The sequence below is a fragment of the Nonomuraea sp. ATR24 genome (assembly GCF_041950485.1).
Lineage (GTDB): Bacteria > Actinomycetota > Actinomycetes > Streptosporangiales > Streptosporangiaceae > Nonomuraea > Nonomuraea ceibae.
Map to the genome: position 1 here is coordinate 1 of NZ_JBGNUU010000035.1, position 26954 is coordinate 26954.

Below are 26954 nucleotides of genomic sequence, written 5' to 3' on the forward strand. Positions count from 1 at the left end.
CGCGATCTCCAAATACAACGCCCGCGGACCCGCCATCGACCGGACCACCTACAAAGCCACCATCAGCATCAACATGCTCCGGGCCAGCCCTTGACGCCACGACCCCAGCCCTAACTGAACGGCGTTGGCACTAGGTGGCGTGGGGTGCGGTGCAGCGCGCGGATCAGGTCGCGGGTGGCAAATGTCGGGTCGCGGGTGGCAAATGTCGGATCGCCGACGGCGCGGTCGCGTACACCGATCGGCAGCCGGATCAACGCCTGGCTGCCGGCGCTGGCATACACGGCCGGCCCATGGCGAGTGGGGCCGTGCCGGGCTTGGCCGAGCAGGGTGTGCAGGCGGCCGATCGCCGGGGTGGCCGCGGCGGACTGCGGTTCGCCGCGCAGCCGCTCCACCGCTTCGGCGGTCAGCGCGTCCAGCCCGAGCGCGTCGGCGCCGGTGAGCTCGGCGACCGGGGGTGGTGCTCAGCAGCAGGGAGATCGCGGGATACTCGCGGACCTGTTGCAGGCCGGCGTAGCGGTCGACCAAGCGCCGGATCGTGGCCAGCGGCAGGGCCGGGGCCAGCGTGGGGGTCGGGCCGGCACGAGTGGGCACAGCCACGATGGTGCGTAGCCAAGCAACCCCGGACGCGGTCAGGATCGGAGTGAGTCGGTCGATCACGGCCAGGCTGTCGGCATCCTGGCGGCGGGCCCGTACCTGGTGCAGGAGCGGGTTGATGCTGAAGCCGGTACTGGTAACCACGGTGACGGCGATCAGCAGGCTGCCCGTGCCGGCCGCCCAGGTGGCGGCGGTGCGGGCCACGGCCAGGTCGGCGGGGCCGCCGGTGAGAACGGCCAGCACCGGTCCGGTGCCCGGCAGGCGGTCGGTGATCTGATGGCAGTACGCGCCGGCAGGGGCACGGGGCCCGCAGTGGGCTGGGCGGTGGCGGGTGGGTTGCGCATGGTGGTGTTGTTCCTTCCTGTCCCCGCGGCGCTCGCGCCCGGGGGCGTTGCGTGGGCGGAGGTTCACGACGGGTCGTTGACGACGGTGCTGCGGTCGGCGGCTGCTGCGTTGCCCGCACCGGCTTGCCGCCCGTTCGTGCCGGAGGTCGCAGGCGGATGTGTGGCGGCGGTGCCGCCGCTGCCGTTTCCGCCACTGCCGGTTGCGGCGGTGGCGCGGGTGGCCAGCAGGCTCCAGCCGATGGAGACGCCAATGGTGACGGCGATCACGCCGAGCGTGATGGGGATGGGCAGCTTCCCGATCGGGGTCTCCGAGGCGATCAGCTTGACGCCGGCGAAGGCCAGCAGCAGCGCCAGGCCGTAGTGCAGGTGCACGAACCGGCGCAGCAGCCCGGCCAGGCAGAAGTACAGGCTGCGCAGCCCGAGGATCGCAAACGCGTTGGCGGTCCAGACGATGAAGGTGCTGGTCGTGATCGCCAGGATCGCGGCGACCGAGTCGATGGCGAAGATCAGGTCGGTCGCCTCCACCGCGATCAGCACCACGAACAGCAGCGTGGCCACCCACCTGCCGTCGATGCGGGCGAAGAAGCGGGCGCCGTGGTAGCGGGGGTCGGTCGGCACCACGCGGCGCATCAGGCGGACCACCGGGTTACGGTCGGGCGGGGGCTGCTGGTTGTGCCGGAAGGCCATCTTGTAGCCGGTGTAGATGAGGAACGCGCCGAACAGGTAGGCGGTCCAGAAGAACGTCTCCAGCAGCTCGGCGCCGACGAAGATGAACACCAGCCGGAAGACCAGCGCGCCGATGACGCCCCAGAACAGCACCTTGTGCTGCAGCGCGGCGGGCACGGCGAAGGCGGTGAAGATCAGCGCGAAGACGAACACGTTGTCGATCGACAATGCCTTTTCGATCAGGTAGCCGGCGAAGTAGGTGCCGGCCACCTGCCCGCCCTGCCAGACCCACAAGATCGCGCCGAAGGCCAGGCCGGCCGTGACCCACACGCCCGACCAAATGGCCGCCTCACGAAAGCCGATGACGTGATTGTCGCGATGCAGCAGCAGGTCGATGGCCAACATGATGGCCACCGCCAGCAGCACCGCGGCCCAGGCCCACCAGGTGACAGACAACGGAGCAGACCTCCTCGACCAGGCCGCCGCGCGCTGCGCGGCGGCGCTCTGTGGCCGACGGTCTCCCCGGGGCCACCGGCTAAGGCGGTGGCTGCCCCGCCGGGGCCCGGATGGCTGGGCCCGTACTGACGGCGGTGCGGTAACGAGTCGGGTACTCCCCCTCGAACTATGCTCTATTATTCACGACACAAATTTCGTGTGTCAAGTGTCGGGTATCTCATCCGAGACCCCGCCGCTCGACGGCAGGGAACTGCAGCGCCGAAGCTGCGCCGCCCTGAAGTGGCAAGCCGCCTCACCTAAGATCACGGGCGCCCCCGTGCTCAGGTCGAGCACCCGGCCCCCCGGCAAGGGCGGTCACGTCCTGCAGTCGACCACAAGCGGCGATCACTTGGGGATCAGCTGGTCTCCTGCATCGCCTGCGGACGGCAGCGGCCACCGTCCAGCTCGGCCGGCTCCGCCTCCACATCCACGGTGATGACCCCGAAGAAGTTGACGTTCTCGCTGTGCGCCGGGGAGATGTGGGCCAGCAGCTTTGGCACGTCCCGGCCGGTGGCGCGCAACTGCCTCACGGCCAGCGAGTACTACTCTGCCGTCCAGGTGATGACGGCGTTGTCAACACGGTCAGACACCACACCTGATCGGCCAGGGCCGGCTAGATGACGGCACCCTGCTGGGCGTAATGCAGGCCCCGGCGCAGCGCGTGCAGGGTGCGGCGCAGCATGTCCCACACCTTCAGCGCGGCCGCCAGGGTGTTCTGCCGGGAGGCGACCGATCACTTGCCCACCACCAGCGAGGCGGTGGCCTGCCCGCATTTCAGCGACCCGGCCATGCGCAGCAGATCCGGCCAGCATTCGGTGATGAGGTCTTCGTTCCAGCTCGCGCTCGAAGCGGCCCTGCATGCGGGTAGCGCTTGACCGTCTCCGTGGGCGTCTCGTCCCGGATCTACGCGATCTTGCCCAGGTCGCGGGTGCGGGGGACAGCAGCTTGCCCACCAGCTCGAACAGACCGCAGTTGGTGAGCATCACGCCATTCGTATCGCTCAGGTGCTCGAACGGCGGAGGTCGGTGGCGTTGCTCAGAAAGTCGTCCAGCACGAAATGCGCCTCGCGGGCTTCGGTGCGATGTCTTGGTGCCGAAGGTGGAGTGCTGGTCGGACACGTGCGTGCAGGATGACAGCACCTGGCCGCCGTGGACGGTCATGTCCAGCGCGGTCATGCTCTTGCCGCCTCCCACCGGTGGTAGTTGACGACGACCTGTTGACCATGTTGGCCTCGCGCAGCGTCTCGGCCCGCACGTACCACTCCTGCGTCCAGCGCAGCACGTCATACGGGATGCCGCAAGCCTCCGCCATCCTGGACAACCCCAGATTCGTGGCGTTGGCGATGAGCACGCTGAGGATATTGCGCTTGAGATCGGCCGGGCGGGCCTGCTTGCGGCCGCCGGCATGGGTGAAGCAGTCCACAAATGCGCGCACACGTTCAACTCGATCAGCAGCGAGGCGATCGGCGCGAACGGCAGCATCCCGGCCAGCTCCCCCTCAGCTCCGTGGCCTCGCCCGGCACGTCCTCGGCCGACAGCGGCGGGATCACCAGCTTGTCGTCCTCATCGAGCCGGACCATGCCGGTGTCGTCAGGCAACGCCTGGGCCAGCACCTGTGGGCCAGTGCGGCGAGCAGTTCCTCCTCACCCTGTTCGATCGCCTCGGCGGCATCGCCGGGCTTGCCGACCAACCTGCAGAAATCGGCACGCCGCGGCGCCCACTGCTCGGGCGTGTACAGGTAGGCGGCCGGATCAGCGTAGCGGCGCGAGCCGGCACAAACACATCCCCCGAGCGCAGCCCGTCGCGCAGCGCCAGCACCACGCGCAACTCCCAATAGTGGCGGTAGGCGGTCTCATCACCGTCTTTGCGCGCCTTGGCCAGGTACTCGGCGTAGCGGGCCGGCACGAAAGCGGTGGGCGCGCCCTCGGGCACCTTGCGGCCGCCGCTCTGGTTCACCCGCTTCAAGAGGGCCACCACCTCCATCAACTCCGCGGCGCCGGTGCCGCCCACGGGTCCCTCGCCACCGGGCCCCTCGCCGCCTCGATTCTTCACCACTCGCACCAGCCGCTGGAACCGGCTCATCGGCAGCCCGGTGTACGTCTCCACCCACAACGGATCAGCCGGTAACACCCCGTCCGTACACGAAGAATGCCCGCTCAGCTACTCTGCAACAATCTTCAGGGCGACTGCGCGGCGACTAGGCTTCCACCTCCCGGGTGCTGACAGACATAGAAGGAGCGCGACGCATGTTCCTGCCCATCCCGTTGTCGTCGCCCCTCCGAGACAACCCCGCGAGGTTGCGTCAACGGGTGCACGCCTTCGCCACGATCGAGGGGCTGTGTCCTTGCCGGGCTGCCGATCTTGTGCTCGCCGTCCACGAGGCAGCCCTCCTCCTCATCAATACCGCACGCCCGGACGCCACACTCAGCCTGTGGGCCGACCAGGCATGCGTAAGCCTCCACCTCTACGACCCGACGAACGCGATCACCGATGACCGGATCACCGCCAGTCTCAGCCCACACTCCGGCCTGACCGGCAGTGACGCATCCCTGGCTGTCGTCCTGTTCCTGTGTGACCTCATCGCCTTTGACTGGGACACCGGAGCATCCCGCGTGCATCTGCGTCTGCGCCCCGCCGACCACCCCGCATTCGCCAACCGCCCGCCCACATCCCCGGCGTGTGTCCACCGGTAGCCCGTTGCGTCAGCTCGATCCGCCCACCAACGCACGCATTGCGTAGTTGTTCAGTCACTGTAGATAATGGCGGCGGCGGGCCACACGCTGTGAGGGGGAGCCCGCTGGACTGCCCGACCCATGCCCAGCGGCCACCGGTCCGGGGCGGGCAGTCACCCTCGACCGCCCGCCCGTGTGACGGTTGCGGGCTCAGAGCCCGCGCTGCGTGATGACGCTCCCCCACAAATCCAACTACCCTCCGCAACAGTCCTTAGAGCAGGATCATTCAAGAGGGTTTCGTCCACGGTTTGGTCACCACACTGCGTGCCGTTGGACCGTCGCACTCTCCGTAGCCGGCACCGGCGAGGGCTCCCCCAGACATCGACGGCGGCAGAGCTGGAAGGCATGACACCAGCTCTTGGGCCGCGGCTCGCAGCCCTCAGACCGGCCGTTCATCGCGCGGTCCGCACCACGGCCAGCGGGCAAGGAGCCCGGTGAAGCAGCTCGTGGCTGACCGAGCCCAGGATCATGCCGGCGAACGTGCTGTGCCCGTGCGAGCCCACCACCAGCAATTCGGCACCGCTCGCGACCTGCCGCAAGAGCTCGGCGGGATGGCCGTGCACGACCTCTTCGACAATCCGGACGTCCGGGTATCGATCGCGAAGGGCGGCGATCGTCTTCTTCAGGACGAGCAGATCGTCGCCGCCGTCCTCTTGCTCCACCAGGCCGAAGGCGCCCGGATTGGGATACGCCCTGACGTGCACGGCCCGCAGCCGTGCTCCAAGCAGCCGCGCCTCGGCGGCGGCGAATTCCAGCACCCTCGACGACGCCGGCGAACCGTCGACCCCGGCAACGACCTCCGCACCGGGCGGCGAGGAAGGCTCGCGAACCACCACGACGTCGCACGGTGCGTGCCCGGCCACGCCGTAGGCGACCGAGCCGACCAGCATCCCGCGCACGCCCCCGAGTCCGTGGCTGCCGACGACCAGCAGCTCGGCGTCCTTCGCCGCCGCGATCAGGGCAACGCGCGCATCATCCGGGAGGAACGTCGTCCTCACCTCGATCTCCGGCTGCTCCCGGCGTGCCCGCTCCTCGGCCGCGGCCAGGACGCTTCTGCCGCCTTCGCACATCCAGCGAGCCACCTCGGCATAGCGGCCGGTCGTGGTCTCGTACGCCCACCGCGGCATGGCGTGAGCCGCGGTGAGTGGCACTCCGCGCAGCGCCGCCTCTCGCGCGGCCCAACCGACGGCTACAAGTCCGGCCTGCGAGCCGTCCACCCCAACCAGGATCATGGTTACTCCCTTGTGTCCTTTCAAGGACACTCCTGAGATCGCCGCAGACCAAGCGCCAAATGGCCCTATACGGAAGGACCTTCGTCCCGGACTGCCCTCAGCAGTCCGTCCCATCAGCCAATAGGCATGGAGATTGAGGACGTTCGCCGCTGTTGTCCGGCGGTGGTGGAGAGCACTCTGAGATCAGGAGCACTCACAGGAGAAGAGATGATCGACATGCTCCCGATCCGTCCCCTCGTCGCCACCGCGATGGTGGCCACGTCCACCGGCCTGCTCGCCGTACCGGCGCAGGCCATCACCCAGCACGCCGGCGCCCCCACCCTGATCGGCATCCGAGCCGCGCACCATGACGGCCTCGACCGGCTGGTCTTCGAGTTCCGCGGCGGCGTGCCCGCCAGGCGCGACGTCCGCTACGTGCCCAAGCTGATCGCCGACGGCTCCGGCCGACACGTGCCCGCAGTCGGCGACGCGCTGCTGCAGATCCGCTTCGGCCACGCCGACGGCCACGACCGCCACGGCCATGTCACCTACGGGCCGACCCGCAGGACCTACGCACTGCCCGGCATCATCCAGGTCGTCAACACCGGCGACTTCGAGGCGACGCTCACGTTCGGCGCCGCGCTGGCCAAGCGCACGCCCTACCGGGTCTACACGCTCAGGTGGCCCAGCCGCGTCGTCGTCGACATCGCCACGCCGTACCGGACCGTGCCGGTACGCGACTACTTCCTCAACACCGCCAATTACAACACCGGACGCAGGCCGTACACGACAGCCGTGCAGCGGCCGGCCATCCCACCGGCGACCGCATACGGCGCCCTTCAGCGTCTGTTCGCCGGCCCCACCCAGGCTGAGAAGGCGCGCGGGTTGCGCTTCGTCGATTCCAAGGCCATCGGCTTCAGCAAGCTCACCATCAAGAACGGGACCGCCCGGGTGCACCTCACCGGCCACATCACCAGTGGAGGATCGACGTTCACCATCGCCGATCAGATCAAGCCCACGCTCAAGCAGTTCCCGTCGATCAAGTGGGTGAAGATCTACGACGCCCGCGGGCACACTCAGCAGCCCTACGGGCCGTCCGACTCCATTCCCCGATCTCTGGAGCCGTGACCACGCTGATGTCATCCTCGGCCAGAACCTCCCGCTGGGGCGATCACCAGCAATGTCGGGGCTTTTGTCCCTACCTGTGCTGGGCCCGAGCGGGAAGGCTGGGAGCATGGAACTCGACTCGTCCGGCCTGCAGGTGCTCTCCCACGCTGAGTGCCTGCGTCTGCTCGCGTCCACGCCGATCGGCCGGATCGTATTCACTGACCGGGCTTTGCCGGCCGTGCAGCCTGTCACCTTCCTTCTTCACGGTGAGAGCATCGTGATCCGCACGGGGTCCGGCTCCAAGCTCGCCGCCGCCACCCGCAACGCGGTGGTCGCCTTCGAGGCGGACGAGTTCGACGCCGAGGCGCGCACCGGCTGGTCGGTGACCGTCGTGGGGCACGCCCGGGCGGTCACCGACCCCGGCGAGATCGCCCAGCTTGCAGCGCTTCCGCTGACACCCTGGGCGCCTGGCAACAGGGACCACTACATCGTGGTCGAAGCCGAGCAGCTCTCCGGCCGGCGTATCTCCGCGTCGCCGCACCGCCTCACGCAGAGGTGACTCCCATACGTCGGTGGTCACGATCATCAAGGCTCTCGTACACACGACAAGCCTGGAAGGCACGAAGCTGCCTTCCAGGCTTGTCTCGTCGGACCGTCAGGCCCACGTCCAATCGCGGATTTCGGCGGCGTCCTCACCGTGTTCGCGGGTGTGGGCGCGGGCCCGCAGCCGCTCGTCGGACATCCGCTGGCGCAGGTGTGCTTGAGTGGCGCCCAGCCCCGGGACGCGGTCGATGACGTCCATGACCAGGTGGAAGCGGTCGATGTCGTTGAGCATGGCCATGTCGAACGGCGTGGTGGTGGTGCCCTCCTCCTTGTAGCCACGCACGTGGATGTTGTGATGGCCGTGGCGGCGGTAGGTGAGGCGGTGGATGAGCCACGGGTAGCCGTGGAAGTTGAAGATGATCGGCTTGTCGGTGGTGAAGAGCGTGTCGAACTCGGCGTCCGGCATGCCGTGCGGGTGCTCCGACGGCGGTTGGAGCCGCATCAGGTCGACGACGTTGATGACGCGCACCTTCAGCTGCGGCAGGTGTTCGCGCAGGATGGCGGCGGCCGCCAGGGTCTCCAGGGTCGGTACGTCGCCGGCGCAGGCGAGCACCACGTCGGGCTCGGCGTCCGCGTCGCTGGAGGCCCACGGCAGGATGCCGAGACCGCGGGTGCAGTGGGCGATGGCCTCGTCCATGGTGAACAGGTCGAGCACCGGCTGCTTGCCGGCCACGATCACGTTCACGTAGTCCCGGGAGCGCAGGCAGTGGTCGCCCACCGACAGCAGGGTGTTGGCGTCCGGGGGCAGGTAGACCCGGACGACCTCGGCCTTCTTGTTGACCACCACGTCGAGGAAGCCCGGGTCCTGGTGGCTGAAGCCGTTGTGGTCCTGCCGCCACACGTGCGAGGACAGCAGATAGTTGAGCGACGCCACCGGCCGTCGCCACGCGATCTTCTTTGACGTCTGCAGCCACTTGGCGTGCTGGTTGAACATCGCGTCGATGATGTGGATGAACGCCTCGTAGCAGTTGAACAGCCCGTGCCGCCCGGTCAGGAGATAGCCCTCCAGCCAGCCCTGACACAGGTGCTCGCTGAGCACCTCCATGACCCGGCCGCCGGCGGCGAGGTTCTCGTCGGTCGGCTCGACTGTGGCGTTCCAGGCGCGGTCGGTGGTGTCGAAGACGGCCTGCAGCCGGTTGGAGGCGGTCTCGTCCGGGCCCATCAGCCGGAAGGTGTGCGAGTTGGCGGAGATCACGTCGCGCAGGAAGGCGCCCAGAGCCCGGGTCGGCTCGCTGGCGGTGGTCGCGGGCGCCTTGACCTCGACGGCATAGTCCCGGAAGTCCGGCAGGGTGAGCGGCCGCAGCAGCTCGCCGCCGTTGGCGTGCGGGTTGGCGCTCATCCGCAGCGATCCCTCGGGGACCGTCTGCAGGAGCGCGGGCACCGGCCGGCCGTCGGCGTCGAACAGTTCCTCCGGCCGGTAGGAGCGCATCCACTCCTCCAGCATCGCCAGGTGCTCCGGGTTGTCGCGGACGCCGGACAGCGGCACCTGGTGGGCGCGCCACGTGCCTTCCACGGGTTTGCCGTCGACCTCACGGGGCCCGGTCCAGCCCTTGGGCGTACGCAGGATGATCATCGGGAGGCGGTTCTCGCGGCCCTCCTTATAGGCGGCGATCTGGTCGAACACCTCGTCCAGCGTTCGCGCCATCTGCTCGTGATCCGGGCCGACGATGTGGGGACGGTATCCGTACCCCTCCATGAGCTTGATCAGCTCATGCTCCGGGATCCTGGCCAGCACGGTCGGATTGGCGATCTTGTAGCCGTTCAGGTGCAGGATCGGCAGCACCACGCCGTCGCGGTAGGGGTCGAGCAGCTTGTTGGAGTGCCAGCTGGCCGCCAGCGGTCCGGTTTCCGCCTCACCGTCGCCTACAACGCAGGCGACCACGAGGCGAGGGTTGTCGAAGGCCGCGCCGAACGCGTGGGCCAGCGAATAGCCGAGTTCGCCGCCCTCGTGGATGGAGCCGGGCGTCTCGGGCGCCACATGGCTGGGGATGCCTCCAGGGAAGGAGAACTGGCGAAACAGCCTCCGCATGCCGGCCGCGTCCTGCGAGACGTCCGGATACTTCTCCGTGTAGGAGCCCTCGAGCCACGCGTGCGCGACCGCCGCAGGTCCGCCGTGACCCGGGCCGGCGATGTAGATCATGTCCTGGGCGCGCTCGGCGATGATCCGGTTGAGGTGGGCGAAGCAGAAGTTGAGCCCGGGGGTGGTGCCCCAGTGGCCGAGCAGGCGCGGCTTGACGTGCTCGGGCCGCAGCGGCTCGGTGAGCAGCGGGTTGTCCAGCAGGTAGATCTGCCCTACGGACAAGTAGTTCGCCGCACGCCAGTACGCGTCGATTCGCTCCATCGCTGTCATGTGCTCGATACTGCCGAGGTGCCGCGACCGCAGCCAGGGTCCTTGGTCCCCGCCGGTCAGGGCAGAAGGTCGGCCGCCCGATCACAGAGGGACATGCCAGCGCAGCCTCGTTCCTCCACTGTCCATGCTGTCCATCTCCGCCGTACCGCCCAACTGGACGGCCCGTTCCTCGATGTTGCGCAGGCCGCTGCGCCGTCCGCTCTCACCGACTCCCACGCCGTTGTCGGTCACCGTAAGTGTGAGGTGGGCGTCCGCGACCTCGACAGTGACCTCCGCCCGAGTGGCATGTGAGTGGCGCACCACGTTCGACAGCGCCTCACGCAGCACGGCCAGCAGGTGTTCGGCGACTGGCTCGGGCACGACGGTGTCGATCTGCCCCTCCATGCGCAGGCCCGGCATGAAGCCGAGATGCCCGCCCGCGCCCTCGACCAGATCGACGATCTTGGCCCGCAGGCTGGGCGCGGAGTCCTCGCGCGTTCCCTGCAACGCGAAGATGGACGAGCGGATCTGCCGGATGGTCTCGTCCAGCTCGTCGATGGCGTGCTGCAGCCGCTTGCCCGCCTCCGGCCGCTCGACCAGCCGGACCGTGCTCATCAACGTCATGGCGGTCGCGAACAACCGCTGGATGACCAGGTCGTGCAGGTCCTTGGCGATCCGGTCGCGGTCCTCCAGCAGGCCGAGCCGTTCGGCGTCGCGGCGGGCCTCGGCCAGCTCCAGCGCGATCGCGGCCTGCCCGGCGAACGACTGCAGCATCTGCCGGTCGGCGTCGCTGAACGGCAGCCGCCCGCTCCGCTTGGCCAGCGCGAGCACCCCGCGTGTCGACGTGGCGGCTCCCAGCGGCACCATGAGCCCAGGCCCGTACCCCAGCCGGCGCAACGGCGACTCAGGGTAGGGGGCCTGCTGCAAGTTCTTCTCCGCGACCGGCTCGCCTCGGGTGAACGCCTCGCCCGCAAGCGTGGCCGAGATTTCGAACTCTGCGTCCAGCAGTTCGTCCGCGCCCTCGCCTTCGATGACATCCACCTTCAGCGAATCTCCCGACGGCCCGGGAAGCAGCACCTGGACCAGGTCCGCGTCGCACATCTCGCGGGCCCGCGCCGCCATCGTGGTGAGCACCTGCCGGGGGTCGGCCCCGGACAGCAGGCTCGTGGTCACCTCGGCCGACGCCTGCAGCCAGGTCTCGCGCCGCCGCGACTCCTCATAAAGCCGGGCATTCTCCACGGCAACACCTGCGGCGGTGGCCAGCGCGATGACGACCGCCTCGTCCTCCTCGTCGAACTCACCGCCGCCGCGCTTCTCCGTCAGATAGAGATTGCCGAACACCTCATCGCGCACCCGTACCGGGACGCCGAGGAAGGTGCCCATCGGCGGATGACCGGGCGGGAACCCGTACGACTCCGGGTGGTCGGAGATCTTGCCCATCCGCAGCGGCCGGGCATCCTTGATCAGCAAGCCGAGCAAGCCGAGCCCGTGCGGCCAGTGCTCGATCCTGGCGATCTCCTCCTCGCTCAGCCCGACCGGGATGAACTGCAGCAGCGTGCTCTCCTCACCCACAACGCCCAGTGCGCCGTAGCTGGCGTCCACCAGCTTGATCGCAGTTTCCACGATCCGGCGCAGCACTGTCTCCAGGTCCAGATCGCTGCCCACGGACACCACGGCTTCGAGCAGCGCATGCACCCGATCCCGCGTGGAAAGCACGGCGTTCAGCCGAGTCTGCAGCTCGGCCAGCAGCTCATCCAGCCGCATCTGGGGCATCAGTGCACGATGCTCGCTATCCGACATGCTGATCAGTCTGCCACCCGGGAATCCCGACGCCCACCCCCCGCCTTCCGGTGGTGGCGGAGCACCGGAACACCTCCTTCAGCGACGTCGCCGAGGTGACGGTGTCGTGGCATCAGCGCTGAACTGGTGGGCACTGATCACGGGATCACGATGCCCAAGCGAGCAGGCCCCGCCTGACTCCATGCCTCCGAATCCGCTCAAGCGATTCCTTCTCCAGCTGGCGCACCCAGAAGGGGGCCAGCCCGAGCATGTCGGCGATCTGCCGAGGCGTGTGCTCCGGGCGCCCGTCCAGGCCGAATCGCAACCGCAAGATCAGCGCCTGCCGGGGCGCCAGCCCGTCCACAAGTGACGTGAGCAATACCTTCAGCGCCTCTCGCTCCACGAGATCGGCAGCCGAAGGGCTTTGGGTGTCCACCATCAGGTCTCCGAGCGTCGTCACGTGACGCCCCTCTCCTACCGCCAGGTCCAGGCTGGCGCATTCCTGAGGCACCTGCCGGAGGAAAGCCAGTCTGGCCGGCTCCTGCCCGGTCTCCTCGGCCAGTTCTCGCTCCGCCGGCATGCGACCGAACCGGTGCGTGAGCGCGGCCTCGGCGAGGCTGACCTTCCTCAGCTGGTCCTGGACCGCCATCGGCAGACGCACCACTTGTGCGTGTTCGAGTCCTCGCTGGATGGCTTTGCGGATCCACCAGGTGGCCACAGTGGAGAACCTGTTGCCCCTGGCGTGATCGAACCGCTCGACGGCCTCGATCAGTCCCAGATTGCCGTCCTGGATCACGTCTGCCAGCGACATGCCGCGGCGTGCGTAGCGCTTGGCGACCGACACCACCAGCCGCAGGTTCGCCTCGATCATGTGCTTCCTGGCGGCCCGGCCGTCCGCGACGACGGCCTGCAGATCGGGGGTTGCGGAGCCTTGTTCGATGAGGCGGGCGGCGTATGTCCCCGCCTCAATCCGTCTGGCCAGCTCGATCTCCTCGTCTGCACTGAGCAGAGCGGTGCCCCCGATTCGGGCCAGGTAGTCGCTCAGGTAGTCACGCCGACTGGATGCGGCTTGTGCGTCGGTCATCACGGTCACTCCCGGTCCTGATCGATAGGCGCGACTCTTACTGTGACGCCGACGGAGCATCAGCGGAGGGGACGAAGGTCCCGAGCCGCGATGACGTTCGCCTGCAGTCCACAGGTGTCCGCAGCGTCGCCGGACGGCGCGACGCCCACCCCCGTGGCGTCGGGGGTGGGCGTCAGGTGGTGCACACTACCGGAGCCAGGCGTTGCGCCGCACGATCGGCAGCTTGCCCAGGCCGAGCGCGGTCCCGGCGTCGGCCAGCGCCAGACCGGCCAGCACGATCGCGTAGACGAGGTGGTCGTCCAGGAACGGGTTGGTGTCCAGTGGCAGCGCCGCCGCCCACATGAGCACCACAGGAGACCACCGGCGATCGCGGCGACCCGCAGGCCGACCCCCAGGACGAGCGCGGCACCGATCCCGAGCAGACCGGCCATGAACAGCCAGTCCACCCACGCCTGACCCGCCAGCCCGGCGAAGAACCCGCCCAACGCGTTCTCGCCGGCGCCCTTCAAGAACCCCGTCGTCGGGCTCCCACCCGCGATCCACGCCTTACCGGCCGGTGTGGCGAACCCCCACCCGAACGTCTTGTCCAGGAACGCCCACAGGAAGATCCAGCCGAGCGCGATCCGGGCGACCGCCCACACGACATCGACCGGACGCCGCGCCTCGGCAGCGATGTGACGGCGCACGACGGGTTGCTGAGTAGTGGCGGCCATGACGGCCCCCTTCCTGAAGTGATGGAGTGTTTCCTTCGCATCTCCATCACATCGGCTCCAGCCCACGTCGGGCAGTGCCGCAAGGCCCGGCCGGAAAGGACCTTGGGCCTCACTCCACGACATCTGGCACGGGGCGCCGTACGGAATCCTTGGCCTCGAAGCTGACCCCGAGCCGCATGATCATCTGTGGGTGCTCGCCAGCGCAGAGCTCATGGCGGAGGAACTCACGCAGCAGGTCCATCTCCAGGGCCTGCGTGTGAAAGGCCGCGCTGACGCCGTGCGCGCTGGCCAGCAGCAACACGTGCTGCAGCGCCTGGCCTGCGGCGATCCACTCCTGGCGGCCGTCACCGGTGGTGGTGAGCAGGGTCACGACGCCGGTCGACGTCGCGGCGCCTTGATCGGTCTGCGCGCCCCAGTCGTGGCGCCAGGCGTAGTCGCGCTGCGCGAAGTGCGGCTCGGTACGTGCCGCTTGGCGCGGGTAGCCCTCGGCGGGCACGCCGTCGGTTCGGCTGCTGCCGGGCGGGCGGGCCCAGCGGATGACTTCCAGGCTGAAGCGCCGGTCCTGGGACTGCACGCCCTGGGCCGCCCGGGTGAGCGCCGCGAGGACGGCCACCGCGTCCGGCGAACGGACGGGCGTCAGCGTGGCGCCCTCGCTCATCGCGGCTCTGACGAGCGAGTCGAGGAGCGAGTCGGGCACCGGCACGTCCGCGAAGCCGGCTCGATGCGTGCGGCGCCGCTCGATCTCGCCGCCGAGCATCCGGGTGGTGTCGTCGGCCTGCGCCTCGCGGCCCGGCCGGACTGTCGCGAGCAGCGACGGCCTGTCGGGGTCGGGCAGAACGCGGACGAGAGGCTGGTAGCCCTCCAGGCGCAGCACGGTGCGCATGGTGAACAGCGCGGCGCCGCAGCTGATCAGCAGTTCGCGGCCGGCTGCGTCGCTGACACGAAGCTTCCTGTCGGTGTCGGCCTTCAGACTCACTTCCTCTCCGGACAGAGCGAAGGTCCAGGGCTGGGTGTTGTGCACCGACGGCGCCCAGCGGGCCGCCTCAACGGCCGCCTCCAGCGCGTTCTTGGCGGTATGGACGGTCATGTGTACACCTCCACGGGTGTTGATTTCAGCACGTCACGACCGAAGGCATCGCCGGTTCCTCTCCCCTCCAGCGCTGGACTCGCACCTCCGCGTCGCTTGCCGGCTCTCAGAACAGCGGCGGAACGGTGAGCAGGTCTTCCTTGTCCCATGCCACCTCGCTGACCACGTCGACGACCCCCTCGACAGCACGAACCGCTTCCACGAGGGCGATGGCCTGGGACTTCCACTCGACCCTGCCGCTGATCCTCACGACACCGGCGTCGAGTTCGATGGAGAACGCTTCCGGGCGCGGGAGCACGGCCCTGATCTCCGTCTCCAGTTCCGCGACCGGACGGGTGAAGACCCTCAGCACGTCGTGTTGGTGCAGAGTGCCGGTTACGCGGCCCGTCACCGGGTCGATCACCGGCAGTTGCTTGATGCGCTTGGCGTGCATGAGGCGTGCCGCGTCACGCACCGGCGTACCTGGCGTGACCGTGATCGCCGGTGAGGTCATCAGCTCGGCTGCTGTCACCGCCGCGGCCTTACGGTGCTCCTGCCGTTGCCGCCTCGACTCGTAGATCGACACAGGGTGACGTACCGGGTCGGTCTCCTTGAGCAGCAGGTCGTCCTCCGACACCACGCCCACCGGGCGCCGGTCGGCGTCGATGACGGTCACGGCGCCGACCGCGTACCGCCTCATCGCGGCGACGATCTCGGCGAACGACGCCCCCTCCGACACGGCGATGGCCACGCGTCCCATGACGTCCTTGACTTCGATCGACATGATGTTCCTCCTCGCTTTCCCACCTTTCACGTTCCTGCGTCGCGAGCGGGATCGGCAGCGGCGAACGGCCCGCGTGAGCAGGGCCAAAGTCCCTCATCCCCGGACGACGGCCACCGGGCAGCGTGAGTGGTGCAGGACGCCACGACTCACCGAGCCGAGCAGCATCGCTCCTACGGCTCCGCGGCCGTGCGAGCCCACCACCAGCAGGTCGGCCTGCTCGGATGCCGAGACGAGCGCGTCCACGGGATGCGCCGACGGGGCCTCGCACACGACCGCCACCTCGGGGTGGTCCCCGGTGATGGCCGCCACCCGGTTCTCGACGACGCGATGCTGTGCGGTGCGGATCTCGTCCAGGTCGTAGGACACCTCCGGTGCGAAGGCGTGCACCGGCAACTGCCAGGAGTGCACCACCCGAAGAGCGGCTCCGCGCAGCCTGGCCTGTTCGAAGGCGTAGGCCAACGCGGGCTCGCACCCGGGCGAGTCGTCCATACCGACGACGATCTCTCCTCTCGCAGGCCGTTGCCCGGCGCGGATCACCACAACGGGACAGTGAGCGTGTCCGGCCACGTGCGTGCTGACCGAACCCATCAGGGCGCCGGCGAACCCGCCGAGCCCTCGACTGCCCAGCACGATCTCGACGGCCTCCTTGTCCAGCTCGCGCAGGACCGCGGCGGGCGTGCCCTCGATGTTCTGCGTGGTCACCTCGACGGTCGGCTGGCGTTCCCGCGCCAGCGCGGCCGCCTCGTGAAGGATCCGCCGGCCCTCGCGCAGCAGCGCGTCGGAGAGCCCGGCCTCAGGGAATCGGGCAATCTGATACGGCCCGCGGTCCACGGCGTGCACGATCCGCAGCGGCAATCGCATGCGAAACGCGTCATTGACGGCCCATTCGACGGCGGCGCGCGCGGTCACCGAGCCGTCGACACCAACAACGATCATGATGCTTCCTCCTCTGTCCTCCTCTCCATCGCAACCTGCCCACCTGTCGCCATTGCAGGGCCGGAGGTCGCCGGTGCAAGGGGCGAAGGGCCCTGTCTGACACCAGGACACGTGGGTAGCGTGACCGCCATGGCCTTCCTCGACCTGACGACGCTGCGTGGCGTCGTGTTCGACACCGACGGCGTGGTGACCGACACCGCTCGGGTGCATGCCGCTGCCTGGAAGCAGGTGTTCGACCGGTTCCTGCGCGGCCGGTCCGCGCCGTTCGACATCCGCGCCGACTACCTGCGCCACGTCGATGGGCGCTCTCGCCTGGACGGGGTGCGCACGTTCCTGGCTTCTCGCGGCATCACGCTGCCGGAGGGCGGGCCGGGCGACGATCCCGGAGCGCCGACCGTGCATGGGCTCGGGCAGGCCAAGGACGCACTGTTCGTCCGGCGGGTGGCCGAGCACGGGGTCGCCGCGTTCGGCTCGACCGTCACCCTGCTGCACGAGTTGCGCCGGCGCGGCTGCCGCACCGCGGTGGTGTCGGCCAGCAGGCACTGCCGGGCGGTCGTCACCTCCGCGGGCCTCATCCACCTGTTCGACGTGCTGGTCGACGGCAACGACGCGGCCCGGCTCGGGCTGCCGGGCAAGCCCGACCCGGCGTTGTTCCTGGAAGCCGCAGGCCGCATGGAACTGACCGCCGCAGAAGCCGCGGTGGTGGAGGACGCCCTGCCCGGCGTCGAAGCCGGCCGCAGGGGCCGCTTCGCCATGGTCGTCGGAGTGGATCGCTCCGGGTCCCAGGAGGTCGCGATGCGCGCGGCCGGAGCGGACGCCGTCGTGGCCGACCTGGCCGAGCTGACAGTCACCGGCCGCGTTCCCCTGGAGCGTCGATGAACGCGTGGCTGCTCACCTACGATGGCTACGACCCGGCCTCCGAAGGACTGCGTGAAGCACTCTGCACGCTGGGCAACGGCCGCTTCGCCACCCGTGGCGCCACCCCGGACGGCGATGAGCGCACGCCCGGCACCTACGCTGCCGGCTGCTACGACCGCCTGGCCTCGACGGTCGCCGGGCGGACGGTCACCAACGAGGACATGGTCAACCTGCCGGACTGGCTGCCGCTGACGTTCGCCACCCCCGGCGCCGGCTGGTTCCGTCCCGAGCGGGCCGAGCTGCTCGACTACCGCCAAGAACTCGATCTACGGCGCGGAATCCTGCTGCGCCGGCTGCGCTGCCGTGACGAGCACGGCCGCATCACTCGCGTACGGCAGCGCCGCCTGGTCTCCATGGCCGACCCCTGGCTGGCCGCGCTGGAGACCACCTTCACCGCCGAGAACTGGTCCGGCCCGCTGCGCGTGCGCGCCACGCTCGACGGCCGCGTGACCAACTGCGGCGTCGCCCGATACCGCGACCTGCGGGGCGACCACCTGGCCGGGCACGCCGCCGGCGAGGACGACGGCCTGGCCTGGCTGTCCGCTGTCACCCGTTCCTCCCGTATCACCGTCGCCCTGGTGGCGCGGATGGACGCGCCCGCCCCGGGCGAGGTCATCGGCGAGTCCGATCACATCGCCAGCCATCATGTGATTGACCTGGCCGAAGGCGAGCCCCGCACGGTGACCAAGATCGTGTCACTGGTGACGTCTCGCGACGTGGCCGTCCACGACCCTCTGTCGGCAGCCCTGCGGCGGACACGGCAGGCCCCCGGCTTCGACGAGCTGCTGTCCCGGCACACGGCGGCCTGGGAACGGCTGTGGGAGCACGCGGAGCTGGACGTGGACGGGCCCGAGCTGTCGCAGATCGTTCACCTGCACGTCTTCCACCTTCTGCAGACCTTGTCGCCGCACACCGCCGACCTGGACGTCGGCGTCCCCGCCCGCGGCCTGCACGGAGAGGCATATCGGGGCCACGTGTTCTGGGACGAGCTGTTCGTGCTCCCCTGGCTGAACCTGCGCCTCCCCGACATCTCCCTGGCCCTGCTGCGCTACAGGTGGCGGCGGCTCCCGGAGGCAAGGGCCGCGGCTCGTGCCGCCGGCTTCGACGGCGCGATGTTCCCGTGGCAGAGCGGCAGCGACGGGCGTGAGGAGACCCAGACCTGGCACCTCAACCCCGCCTCCGGACGCTGGCTGCCCGACGTCTCCCACCTGCAACGGCACGTCGGCCTGGCGATCGCCTACAACGTCTGGCAGTACTACCTCGCCACCGGCTCGATGCCGTCGTGGTGCACCGAGCTGATCGTGGAGATCGCCCGGTTCTTCGCCTCCCTGGCCGTACGCGTCGGTGACCGCTACGAGGTTCGTGGGGTGATGGGGCCGGACGAGTATCACACCGCCTATCCGGGCGCCGCCTCCGTCGGGCTGGACAACAACGCCTACACCAACATCATGACCGTGTGGCTGCTGCGACGGGCGCTCGAACTCGGCGAAGCCGGCCCCGAGGAAGCCGAACGCTGGGAGGACATCACCCGCCACATGCGCGTCGACTTCCACGACGGCGTGATCAGCCAGTTCACCGGCTACGCCGACCTGGCCGAGCTCGACTGGGCCCGCTACCGCGGCGTGCGGCGGCTGGACCGGGCACTGGAGGCTGACGGTGACGACGTCAACCGCTACCGGGCTTCCAAGCAGGCCGACACGCTCATGCTGTTCTACCTGCTCACCGCGGACGAGCTGCTGGACATCCTGCACCAGCTCGGCTACCCGGCCGAACCCGGCCTCATCCCGCGCACGATCGCCTACTACCTCGGACGCACCAGCCACGGCTCCACCCTCAGCGCCGTCGTGCACGCCTGGGTGCTGGCCCGCTCCGACCGGGCACGCTCCTGGCAGTTCTTCACCGAAGCCCTGTTCAGTGACGTCCAAGACGTGCAGGGCGGCACCACCGCGGAAGGCATCCACCTCGGCGCCATGGCCGGCACGCTCGACCTGCTCCAGCGCTGCTATCTCGGCCTGGAGCCCCGCCGCGAGGGCCTGCGCCTCAACCCGTTGCTGCCCGAGCGGCTCGGCACACTGTCACTGACGATCGCATTCCGGGGCAGGCGGCTCGCCATCGACACCGACCACGACCGCACCCGCATCGACGGCGTCACCCTGCCCCGCGGCGCCGCCCGCACCATCATCATGGAGGAGATACGCATGCCTGGAGCCGGCGACTTCGGACACCGCCTCACCTATCACCGCGAGCGCCTGGGCCTCACCCTTGAGCAACTCGCTGACCGCGCGGACCTGTCCGCCGGCTACCTCCAGTACCTGGAGAGCCACCCGGACGTCCCGGAAAGGGGCACGATGACCCGCCTGGCCGGCGCCTTGGAGACCACGGTCGAGGACCTGCTGGGTGGCGGCCACGACCGGGCGCCAGGCGGCGGCCGTACCATGGCCAACCCGGAGCTGAAGGTGTTGGAGCCCGAGGAATGTCTGCGCCTGATCGCGTCCGGCGGCATCGGCCGGGTGGCGTTCAACGGCTCCCACGGGCCCACGGTCCTGCCCGTCAACTACAAGATGCACGACGGCGCCGTCATCTTCCGTACGGCCTACGGCGGTCCGATGGACCAGGATCTGCGCACAGGGCTGACGGGCGTGGAAATCAAGATCGCCTTCGAGATCGACAGGATCGACGAGGCCCGGCGGCAGGGCTGGAGCGTCCTCGTCCAAGGCCCGGCACACCACGTGCCCGAGGACGAGGCTGACAAGATCGCCGCAGCTGACGTCACCCCGTGGGCAGGCGGCGACCGCCAGCTCTACATCCGGATCATCCCGCATCGGGTCACCGGTCGCCGTATTCACGGCTTGTGACGCCGGGTAGGGAGGGCCCGCACTCCACCCCGAAGGGATGCAGGCCGTATCCGTCCTTGCCCGGATTGCCTCACCGCTCCACCGTGACCCTGGCGAAAACGCCGAGAGGATCGACGTTCAGCGTCACGTCATAGTCCTCGTCCCCGGCAGGCAGGCTGGCGATCACCCGCGGTCGTCGACAGCCGTCCACCGGACGCGCAGATCGAGCGCCGCGGCAGGCGCCAGGACGAACTCGTACGCCAACCGCCCAGCCGCGCTCCCGGTGATGTCCGGCCCCGAACCGGACATCACCGGGACGGTTTCGAGCACCTGCCTCCGCATCTCCCCCGCTCCCCCGCGGTTGCGGCCGAAGCCCCGTACTGGCACCGGTCCCAGCCAAGTTCTGGCCTCCCAGACGAAATCCCCGCATCGGGGACAGCACCTGCACCGCGTCGAACCGCCGCCGCGGCCGAGCCTGATCTGTCCACGCGTCACCAGGACCACCGAGCGCAGCAACGGCGTACCCGGCTCGATGGCGTGCAGCACCCAGCGCCGCGCCGGCCAGGGCAGCCGGTCCGCCTGCCCTGGCTCGAACGCGGGAGCGTCTGCCGTCTCGGCCTGCAGCTCCTGCCAATCTTCGTTGGCTTGGCCGGTAACCTGAGGTGGCGCGACGATCACCGTCATGACCGCGTCCCCGATGGTGGAATCACAGCGACCGGGCAGTGGGCTCGAAGCAGAAGGCCGTGGCTCACCGAGCCGAGGACGACGGAAGCCAACGCGCCGAGTCCCCGAGACCCGACCACGACCAGATCTGCCTGGCGCGAGGCTCGAGCGAGAATCACCGGCGGAGCGCCCGCCACCACCGTCTCAGTCAGCTCGACGTCCGGGTATTTCTGACGCCACGGCGCCAGCCGCTCCGCGACCTCCTGCGCGATGGGGCCCGCCGGTGTGGACCTGTGGCCCCCGGGGTGGGGCGCCTGCACGGCGTAGATCACCCGCAGGCGCGCGCCCCGGATCTGTGCCTGCGCCAGGGCGTACGCGAGGGCGGCTTCGGCACCGGCCGACCCGTCGAATCCCGCGACGACCTCGTCGAACGCCACTGGGGCCACCTCCCGCACGATGACGACCGGGCCCGAGACGCGACCGGCCAGTGCCAGCCCGACCGAGCCGAGCGCCCGCCCGGCGAGCCTGCCCAGGCCGCGGCTGCCCAGAACCACGGTGTCAGCGTCGCGTGAGGCGTCCCTCAGCCTCTCTGCCACCGCACCCGTGACCACCGACGTGGCCACCGCCAGACCTGGCTGCCGGACCTGAACCCGTTCCGCCGCCACCCGTACCAGAGCTTCGCACCACTCGGTCAGCGTCTGTTGATCGCTGGCCGCGTTCAGCGGGTGCTCAACCGCCCACGGCTCGCGTACGTGCACGATCCGCACGCCCAGCCCGCGCCGAGCGGCGTCATCTGCCGCCCAATCGAGGGCGGCGTACGACGATTTCCACCCGTCGACTCCTACGACGATCATATTGCTCATGGCCCTGTCCTCTCTGTGCGCGATCGGACGGCATGGTTTCGATGCCGCCTACAGCACACGTCCGGCCGACTTCCGGCCCCAGAGGAGAAGGTCCCTTCGCTCGAGGGCGAACGGATGGATCAAGGGCCGCGAGTGCCTTTGGTCCCCGCGTCCGAGGACGTTCGCCGCTTCTCGTCGCCTCGTGCAGCATCCACCCTGTGATTGGCCCAACGGAAAGGTGGAGTGTCATGATCGGCGGACGGATGCTCATGGAATCACCGCAAGTCGACGCTGAACTGCTGGCGCTGAAGAAGCGGCTCGACCACCTGGAGGAGCAGGTGCGTACGCTGACGGCCGCGAACCTCGCTCTCGCCAGCAGCCTGGAGAAGCTCTACCGCGCCTCGGCCAGCTCCCCCCTGACCGGCTGAGGAGATCCGAGCCGGGTCGCGGGCACCACGACCACCGGGCACGGCGGCCAACGCAGGCACGACAGCAGCACCGCGCCCAGCCTGCCGTCCCCAGGTGCGCGGAGAGCTCGAACTCGGTCACCTGCCCCGGCCCCATCTATGAGCCAGCGCGTCCAGCGGCCGACCGCGGCGGCGCTTTTCCGAGGATGGCGATACGCATGACGTTCCTCCAAGTTCGTCCGAAAGGTCGTTTGAGCCCCGTGGATTGCCTGACGCCGCTCCATCCCTCCTGGAGGAAGATCGGCGGGAGGCGACCCCTCAAATGGTGGGATTGGCGGACGTCGGAAACGGGCAAGCTGACTCGGGTCCTCCCGCCCGTTGCAGCGCTCGAGGCGCGGGCGGCCTCCCGAGGACACGATCGCGGCAGTGCCACGTCCGCATCCGAACCCTCGGCCGGCGCTGGCTGACCTGCCGCGCCTCAGGCCTGGGCGGCCCCGGCCGACGGCCAGTCCCGACAACGCTCGTCATCGAGCCCCCGCCGCCGACCTGGCGGTCATCGTCGCACAGGCGTACGGGCTGACACCCGGGAGTTCCAGGTCGCTCATCTGGTGACGCGGGGCCTGTCCACCGCCGAGATCGCTACGGACCTGCTCATCTCTCCCAACACCGTTCGCGGCCACCTCAAGGCCGCATTCGGCAAGGCGGAGACCTTCAGCCGTGGTGAACTCGTCGCACGCCTGTTCGCCAAGCCCCACGAGCCGTGAACACCCCGCTCGGCGGGTTTGGACCCTTGCTGCCCCGCCGAATGCGGCGGGGCGCAGAAGGGGCGTGAGGCCGATCTTGTTGGTACGGGGAGGGCGCAAATGGTGGTTCCGCTGCGCACAGAGCCGCCCCAGGCGCCCACAATGATGCCGAGAGCCGAGCGTGGGGGCATTGCCCTTGGCAACGTCCGTGTTCCTCGAAAAAGCTCTGTTGCGTAAGCGGTCGAAGCTGTCCTGGAGTGCGGTCAAGCAACCGGTGCCGCAACTCCCTCAGTGAGCCTGCCATCGGTCATGGTCAGAACGCTGTCCGCCATGGCCAGGGTAGCCAGGTCGTGCGTGACCATCACCGTGGCCAGGTTGTTGTTCCTGGTGAGGTCGGCCAGCAAGGACACGACTTGGTTGCCCCGGTGGTGATCGAGTGCGCTGGTGGGCTCGTCGACCAGCAGGATTTCGGGTGCGTTCATCAGTGCGCGGGCAATGTTGACCCGCTGGCGTTCGCCTCCGGACAGTTGGTGCGGGCGCTTGTGCTCCTTGCCGGCGAGATCTACGGCGTGCAGCAATTCCCTTGCCCGCTTGGTCGCGCCACGGGGGGATTGCCCCGCCAGGTGAGCCATCGTCAAGAGCTGGTCGAGCGCGCTGAGCGATGGCAGCAGGTTCGGCTGCTGGAACACGATGCCGATGTGGTCGCGACGGACCTTGGTGCGCTTGCCCTGGCCGGTCCGAGAGACGTCCTGTCCGACGATGCTGACGGTGCCCGAATCGGGCGTGATGAGGGTGGCAGCGACGGCGAGCAGGCTCGACTTGCCCGAGCCCGATGGGCCGACGACGATGGTGAACTCTGCCGGTTCAACGGACAAACTGACCCGGTCGAGCGCGGTCAGGACGCGCCCACCGTCGGGGTAGGTGAGGACGACGTCGGTGAGCTTGAGTGTCATCGGGAGGCTCCGAGCGCGATCAGAGGGTCGACAGAGGTGATCTTGCGGATGGCCAGCGCGGCACCGGCGGCGCCGAGCAGGATCATCACCGCAGCCGGCACCACAGTCGTGGTCACCGAGAGCACGAACGGGACGGTGCCTTCGGCGAGCGCGCCGAGCGCCGCGCCGACCGCCCCACCGGCACCGGCACCGAGCAGCAGCACGATGACGGCCTGGGCAAGCGCGTCAGCCAGCAGGTAGCCCGCGCTCGCGCCCAGCGCCTTGAGCACAGCGACGTCGCCACGCCGCTGAATCGTCCAGACGGTGAAGAACGCGCCGATGACCAGGGCGGAGATCGCGAACAGGAAACCGCGCATGAGCTGCAGCGAACCGTTCTCGGATGAGAAGGAGCCAATTGCGGCAGGAGCGTCGGGCAACGGGACGGTCGTGGTACCGAGCTTGGTGTCGGCCACCGACAGTTCTGTGGCCTCGCTGGTGCGCAGAGTCAAGACGGTGGCCACCGTGTCAGCGCCGGCCTGCCGGCCCATCCACTCCCAATCGTCAATGCCGATCCAGGCAACCGGGGTGTGACTGTAGGAGGCATCGCCCCCGATTCCAGCGACGATGAAGTCCTTGCCGGAGATTCGTACAGTGTTTCCGGCTTTCAGCCCGCTGTCTGTTGCCAGCGCGGCGGATAGGACGACCTTCCCAGTGCTGACCGGTCGCCCCTGCGCGAGTTCGCCTCCCGGCTGGACGCCAAAGAGGGCCGCTCCCGTGCTCTGATCGTTACCAAAGGTAAGCCTCGACATGGAGACGCCCAGTCTTTCTGCGGTGACTCCGCTTACCTTCTGCCAGTTCTTCCAGGTTCGATCGGTGATGCGGCTGTCGGCGAAGGCAGGCTTGTCGCCGCTGGCGAAAACGATGTGGTCGGCGGGCAGGTTCTCCACCGCCGAGATATTCTCCTGCGCCAGGCCGGCGGTCAGACCGGACAACATCGTTACCAGCAGAGTGATGAGGAAGACGACGGCGCCCATCAGTGCGAACCGTCCCTTGGCGAAGCGTAGATCTCTGAGCGCCACAAACACGGCGCGTCCCCCGTTGCAAGCGAAGCCAACATGACTGCTTCAGCTTCCGCCCTCTCGACGTCTGCGTACATCGTGCACTCGGTCGGGCCGCAATCGTTCTTTTGCATGATGTGGCGGGGAGCGCTGTTGCATACGCTGAGCGAGACATGGCTGACTACCCGTTCCCACCCGCTCTCCGGCTGCTTCGGTGGGCCATCCACGGCACCTTCGCGACCCTCCTGATGATCGCGGTTGCTGGAGTCGCCCGGCAGGGACAGTCCCTGCCTGCGCTGGGTGGAGCATCGCTCGGAGCCCTGTACGCGACAGGCCTGGTGATCGAGGGGCGATTGCCGCACTTCGGCGGGCCGGTTCACCTGCGGTTAGGGCGACTGTGGCTGGTGCTGATCACGGCCGGGTGGGCGGCTCTCGCATTGACCGCCCAGCAGTTCGTCTGGCTGGCCTTCCCGCTCTTTTTCGCCTACCTCCACCTGCTGTCCCTGGCCGTCGCGTTGCCCGGAGTAGCGGTGCTGACCGTGGCGGCGATCCTGGCTGCGGCCTGGCACGAGGACCGGTTGACCGCCGCACAGGTCATCGGGCCCACGATCGGTGCCGTCGTGGCGACCCTCATGGCGATGGTCTACAAGGCGCTTCACGCCGAGAGCGAGGAGCGCCGCCTGCTGATCGACGACTTGATCCGTACCCGTGGCAAGCTCGTCGAAGCGGAAAGCGACGCCGCCAGGCTGGCCGAGCGCGAACGCCTCGCCCGGGAGATTCACGACACCCTGGCGCAGGGCATGTCCAGCATCATCCTGCTGTTGCGCGCCGCCCGCCGCGACCTCGCCGAACAACCAGCGGAAGCGGAGCGCCGCATTGTCGAGGCGACCGACGCGGCGAAGGAGAATCTGGAGGAGGCAAGGAACTTCGTGCGAGCTCTGGCCCCGCCGGCGCTGCAGCAATCATCGCTGATTGCGGCATTGCGCAGGATCGGCGACTCGGCCCTGGCCGGGACCTCCATCCAGGCGCGTTTCGCAATCTCTGGCATCCCGTTCCCGCTACCCGCCGACTACGACGCGACGCTGCTTCGTGTCGCGCAGGGCGCCCTGGGCAACGTTGGCCGGCATTCCGGCGCCGCACATGCCGGCGTGACCCTCACCTATATGGGCGACGCCGTCATGCTGGACGTCTACGACGACGGCCGCGGATTCGACCCGCGTAGGCCCCTCGGACAGGCGCCGGGAATTGGATACGGCCTGCGGGCTATGCGCGAACGAGTAGCTACTCTCGGGGGCGCGCTCGCAGTGGAATCGTCTCCTGGAGAAGGAACGGCCATCGTGGCCACGCTGCCACTACCGCGAGGGGAGGCGGTGTGATCCGGCTCATCCTGGTCGACGATCACCCTGTGGTCCGTTCCGGCCTTCGCGCCATGCTGGCCGGGCAGCCCGACTTCGAACTGGTCGGCGAGGCCGCCACTGCCGAGGAGGGTGTGAACCTGGCAAAGACGCTCGGACCGGACGTCGTGCTGATGGATCTTCAGCTGGGTCCGGATATGCACGGCAGCGAGGCGACCCGGCGGATTGTCGAGCTGAACGGTCCCCGGGTCCTGGTCCTGACGACCTTCGACACCGACGCGGACATCGTGGCTGCCGTGGAAGCGGGCGCGATCGGCTACTTGCTCAAGGACGCGCCCTCGGACGATTTGCACGCCGCCATCCGCTCGGCCGCCGCGGGAGCCAGCGCCCTGGCTCCCAGCGTGGCTTCACGTCTGCTGGGTCGCGTCCGCGCTCCCGATACCGTGCTCAGCCCCCGTGAGCTGGAGGTCCTGAGCCATGTGGCTGCCGGCTTGTCCAACCGGCAGATCAGCAAGGCGATGTTCCTCAGCGAGACCACGGTCAAGACCCACCTGGCGCACATCTACGCCAAGCTCGGCGTGGATTCCCGCACCTCAGCCGTGGCTGTGGCCTCGAAGAAGGGTCTCATCCGTCCGCCGTGACCCGCTGGCAACGCGACGTTTCTGGCTTGCGAGCCAGCGGCAGAGCTGGGCCTGAAGGCTCCCCCGGCCGAGTCGGTGTCTGCTTCACGTCCACCGCGACAGCCGCGACCCTCAACGCT

General features: G+C 68.9%; 26 protein-coding genes and 2 pseudogenes. 11 read left to right on the plus strand and 17 right to left on the minus strand.

Features of this window, described 5'->3' with window-relative positions; translation table 11 throughout:
• Window positions 1–110: 110 nt before the first annotated feature.
• On the minus strand, window positions 111–392 hold the full coding sequence (locus ACBI99_RS43795) for a hypothetical protein (RefSeq protein WP_375075175.1): 282 nt from the start codon (window positions 390–392) through the stop codon (window positions 111–113).
• 320 nt (window positions 393–712) lie between these two features.
• Between ACBI99_RS43795 and ACBI99_RS43800 the strand changes: the two genes are divergently transcribed.
• Window positions 713–871 (plus strand): hypothetical protein, encoded by a 159-nt coding sequence (locus tag ACBI99_RS43800; RefSeq protein WP_375075176.1) that lies wholly within the window; start codon window positions 713–715, stop codon window positions 869–871.
• 130 nt (window positions 872–1001) lie between these two features.
• On the opposite strand, the gene ACBI99_RS43805 is transcribed toward ACBI99_RS43800, so the two are convergent.
• Window positions 1002–2060: a TerC family protein gene (locus ACBI99_RS43805; protein ID WP_375075177.1), complete on the minus strand. Its 1059-nt coding sequence runs from the start codon at window positions 2058–2060 to the stop codon at window positions 1002–1004.
• 395 nt (window positions 2061–2455) lie between these two features.
• Complete coding sequence (locus ACBI99_RS43810) at window positions 2456–2629, minus strand: transposase (RefSeq protein WP_219508866.1); 174 nt, start codon at window positions 2627–2629, stop codon at window positions 2456–2458.
• A 150-nt stretch (window positions 2630–2779) separates the two neighbouring features.
• Between ACBI99_RS43810 and ACBI99_RS43815 the strand changes: the two genes are divergently transcribed.
• Window positions 2780–2974 carry a hypothetical protein gene (locus ACBI99_RS43815; protein WP_246645815.1) on the plus strand — a complete coding sequence of 65 codons (195 nt, stop codon included), beginning with the start codon at window positions 2780–2782 and terminating at the stop codon, window positions 2972–2974.
• Between the two features lie 160 nt (window positions 2975–3134).
• On the opposite strand, the gene ACBI99_RS43820 is transcribed toward ACBI99_RS43815, so the two are convergent.
• On the minus strand, window positions 3135–3533 hold the full coding sequence (locus tag ACBI99_RS43820) for a Tn3 family transposase (RefSeq protein WP_219508865.1): 399 nt from the start codon (window positions 3531–3533) through the stop codon (window positions 3135–3137).
• A 155-nt stretch (window positions 3534–3688) separates the two neighbouring features.
• Window positions 3689–4204 (minus strand): hypothetical protein, encoded by a 516-nt coding sequence (locus ACBI99_RS43825; RefSeq protein ID WP_375075178.1) that lies wholly within the window; start codon window positions 4202–4204, stop codon window positions 3689–3691.
• A 140-nt stretch (window positions 4205–4344) separates the two neighbouring features.
• Between ACBI99_RS43825 and ACBI99_RS43830 the strand changes: the two genes are divergently transcribed.
• Window positions 4345–4791 carry a hypothetical protein gene (locus ACBI99_RS43830; RefSeq protein WP_219508863.1) on the plus strand — a complete coding sequence of 149 codons (447 nt, stop codon included), beginning with the start codon at window positions 4345–4347 and terminating at the stop codon, window positions 4789–4791.
• 431 nt (window positions 4792–5222) lie between these two features.
• Here the strand turns inward: ACBI99_RS43830 and ACBI99_RS43835 are convergent, their stop codons facing one another.
• A complete protein-coding gene (locus ACBI99_RS43835; RefSeq protein ID WP_219508862.1) occupies window positions 5223–6062 on the minus strand; it encodes a universal stress protein in 840 nt (279 codons plus the stop codon).
• A gap of 207 nt (window positions 6063–6269) precedes the next feature.
• On the opposite strand from ACBI99_RS43835, the gene ACBI99_RS43840 reads away from it, so the two are divergent.
• The gene (locus ACBI99_RS43840; RefSeq protein ID WP_219508861.1) at window positions 6270–7169 is read left to right on the plus strand and encodes a GerMN domain-containing protein; all 900 of its coding nucleotides are present in this window, start codon (window positions 6270–6272) and stop codon (window positions 7167–7169) included.
• Window positions 7170–7275: 106 nt separating this feature from the next.
• Window positions 7276–7707, plus strand: a complete 432-nt coding sequence (locus ACBI99_RS43845) for a pyridoxamine 5'-phosphate oxidase family protein (protein ID WP_219508860.1) — start codon at window positions 7276–7278, stop codon at window positions 7705–7707.
• Window positions 7708–7803: 96 nt separating this feature from the next.
• Here the strand turns inward: ACBI99_RS43845 and ACBI99_RS43850 are convergent, their stop codons facing one another.
• The 7 genes and pseudogenes from ACBI99_RS43850 to ACBI99_RS43880 form a co-directional block, all read right to left on the minus strand.
• Window positions 7804–10101: a phosphoketolase gene (locus ACBI99_RS43850; RefSeq protein ID WP_375075179.1), complete on the minus strand. Its 2298-nt coding sequence runs from the start codon at window positions 10099–10101 to the stop codon at window positions 7804–7806.
• An 81-nt stretch (window positions 10102–10182) separates the two neighbouring features.
• The gene (locus ACBI99_RS43855) at window positions 10183–11853 is read right to left on the minus strand and encodes a GAF domain-containing sensor histidine kinase (protein WP_375075180.1); all 1671 of its coding nucleotides are present in this window, start codon (window positions 11851–11853) and stop codon (window positions 10183–10185) included.
• Between the two features lie 172 nt (window positions 11854–12025).
• The gene (locus ACBI99_RS43860) at window positions 12026–12943 is read right to left on the minus strand and encodes an RNA polymerase sigma factor RpoD/SigA (RefSeq protein WP_375075217.1); all 918 of its coding nucleotides are present in this window, start codon (window positions 12941–12943) and stop codon (window positions 12026–12028) included.
• Window positions 12944–13129: 186 nt separating this feature from the next.
• A pseudogene (locus ACBI99_RS43865) lies at window positions 13130–13656 on the minus strand (hypothetical protein).
• A 109-nt stretch (window positions 13657–13765) separates the two neighbouring features.
• On the minus strand, window positions 13766–14743 hold the full coding sequence (locus tag ACBI99_RS43870) for an Acg family FMN-binding oxidoreductase (protein ID WP_219517778.1): 978 nt from the start codon (window positions 14741–14743) through the stop codon (window positions 13766–13768).
• Between the two features lie 106 nt (window positions 14744–14849).
• On the minus strand, window positions 14850–15506 hold the full coding sequence (locus ACBI99_RS43875) for a CBS domain-containing protein (protein WP_219517780.1): 657 nt from the start codon (window positions 15504–15506) through the stop codon (window positions 14850–14852).
• Window positions 15507–15599: 93 nt separating this feature from the next.
• On the minus strand, window positions 15600–16442 hold the full coding sequence (locus ACBI99_RS43880) for a universal stress protein (protein ID WP_375075181.1): 843 nt from the start codon (window positions 16440–16442) through the stop codon (window positions 15600–15602).
• Between the two features lie 129 nt (window positions 16443–16571).
• Between ACBI99_RS43880 and ACBI99_RS43885 the strand changes: the two genes are divergently transcribed.
• Window positions 16572–17321, plus strand: coding sequence for an HAD family phosphatase (locus ACBI99_RS43885; RefSeq protein ID WP_219517782.1), 750 nt, complete (start codon window positions 16572–16574; stop codon window positions 17319–17321).
• On the plus strand, window positions 17318–20215 hold the full coding sequence (locus ACBI99_RS43890; RefSeq protein WP_308126189.1) for a pyridoxamine 5'-phosphate oxidase family protein: 2898 nt from the start codon (window positions 17318–17320) through the stop codon (window positions 20213–20215). Before ACBI99_RS43885 ends, ACBI99_RS43890 begins: the two co-directional genes overlap by 4 nt.
• Window positions 20216–20377: 162 nt before the next feature.
• Here the strand turns inward: ACBI99_RS43890 and ACBI99_RS43895 are convergent, their stop codons facing one another.
• Complete coding sequence (locus ACBI99_RS43895; protein WP_219517783.1) at window positions 20378–20878, minus strand: DUF6544 family protein; 501 nt, start codon at window positions 20876–20878, stop codon at window positions 20378–20380.
• Window positions 20875–21720, minus strand: coding sequence for a universal stress protein (locus tag ACBI99_RS43900; protein WP_375075182.1), 846 nt, complete (start codon window positions 21718–21720; stop codon window positions 20875–20877). The genes ACBI99_RS43895 and ACBI99_RS43900 overlap by 4 nt, the downstream gene beginning before the upstream one ends.
• Before the next feature lie 248 nt (window positions 21721–21968).
• Here ACBI99_RS43900 and ACBI99_RS43905 point away from each other — a divergent pair, with 248 nt between their 5' ends.
• Together ACBI99_RS43905 and ACBI99_RS43910 are read left to right on the plus strand one after the other, a co-directional pair.
• Window positions 21969–22127 (plus strand): hypothetical protein, encoded by a 159-nt coding sequence (locus tag ACBI99_RS43905; RefSeq protein ID WP_375075183.1) that lies wholly within the window; start codon window positions 21969–21971, stop codon window positions 22125–22127.
• A 575-nt stretch (window positions 22128–22702) separates the two neighbouring features.
• Window positions 22703–22870 (plus strand): annotated as a pseudogene (locus ACBI99_RS43910) (LuxR C-terminal-related transcriptional regulator); the annotation flags it as partial.
• Between the two features lie 242 nt (window positions 22871–23112).
• On the opposite strand, the gene ACBI99_RS43915 reads toward ACBI99_RS43910, so the two are convergent.
• A complete protein-coding gene (locus tag ACBI99_RS43915; protein ID WP_219517787.1) occupies window positions 23113–23802 on the minus strand; it encodes an ABC transporter ATP-binding protein in 690 nt (229 codons plus the stop codon).
• Window positions 23799–24866 (minus strand): FtsX-like permease family protein, encoded by a 1068-nt coding sequence (locus tag ACBI99_RS43920; RefSeq protein WP_375075184.1) that lies wholly within the window; start codon window positions 24864–24866, stop codon window positions 23799–23801. Before ACBI99_RS43920 ends, ACBI99_RS43915 begins: the two co-directional genes overlap by 4 nt.
• A 146-nt stretch (window positions 24867–25012) precedes the next feature.
• Here ACBI99_RS43920 and ACBI99_RS43925 point away from each other — a divergent pair, with 146 nt between their 5' ends.
• Window positions 25013–26215 carry a sensor histidine kinase gene (locus ACBI99_RS43925; protein ID WP_375075185.1) on the plus strand — a complete coding sequence of 401 codons (1203 nt, stop codon included), beginning with the start codon at window positions 25013–25015 and terminating at the stop codon, window positions 26213–26215.
• Window positions 26212–26835, plus strand: a complete 624-nt coding sequence (locus tag ACBI99_RS43930) for a response regulator transcription factor (protein WP_375075186.1) — start codon at window positions 26212–26214, stop codon at window positions 26833–26835. The genes ACBI99_RS43925 and ACBI99_RS43930 overlap by 4 nt, the downstream gene beginning before the upstream one ends.
• Window positions 26836–26954 lie beyond the last annotated feature (119 nt).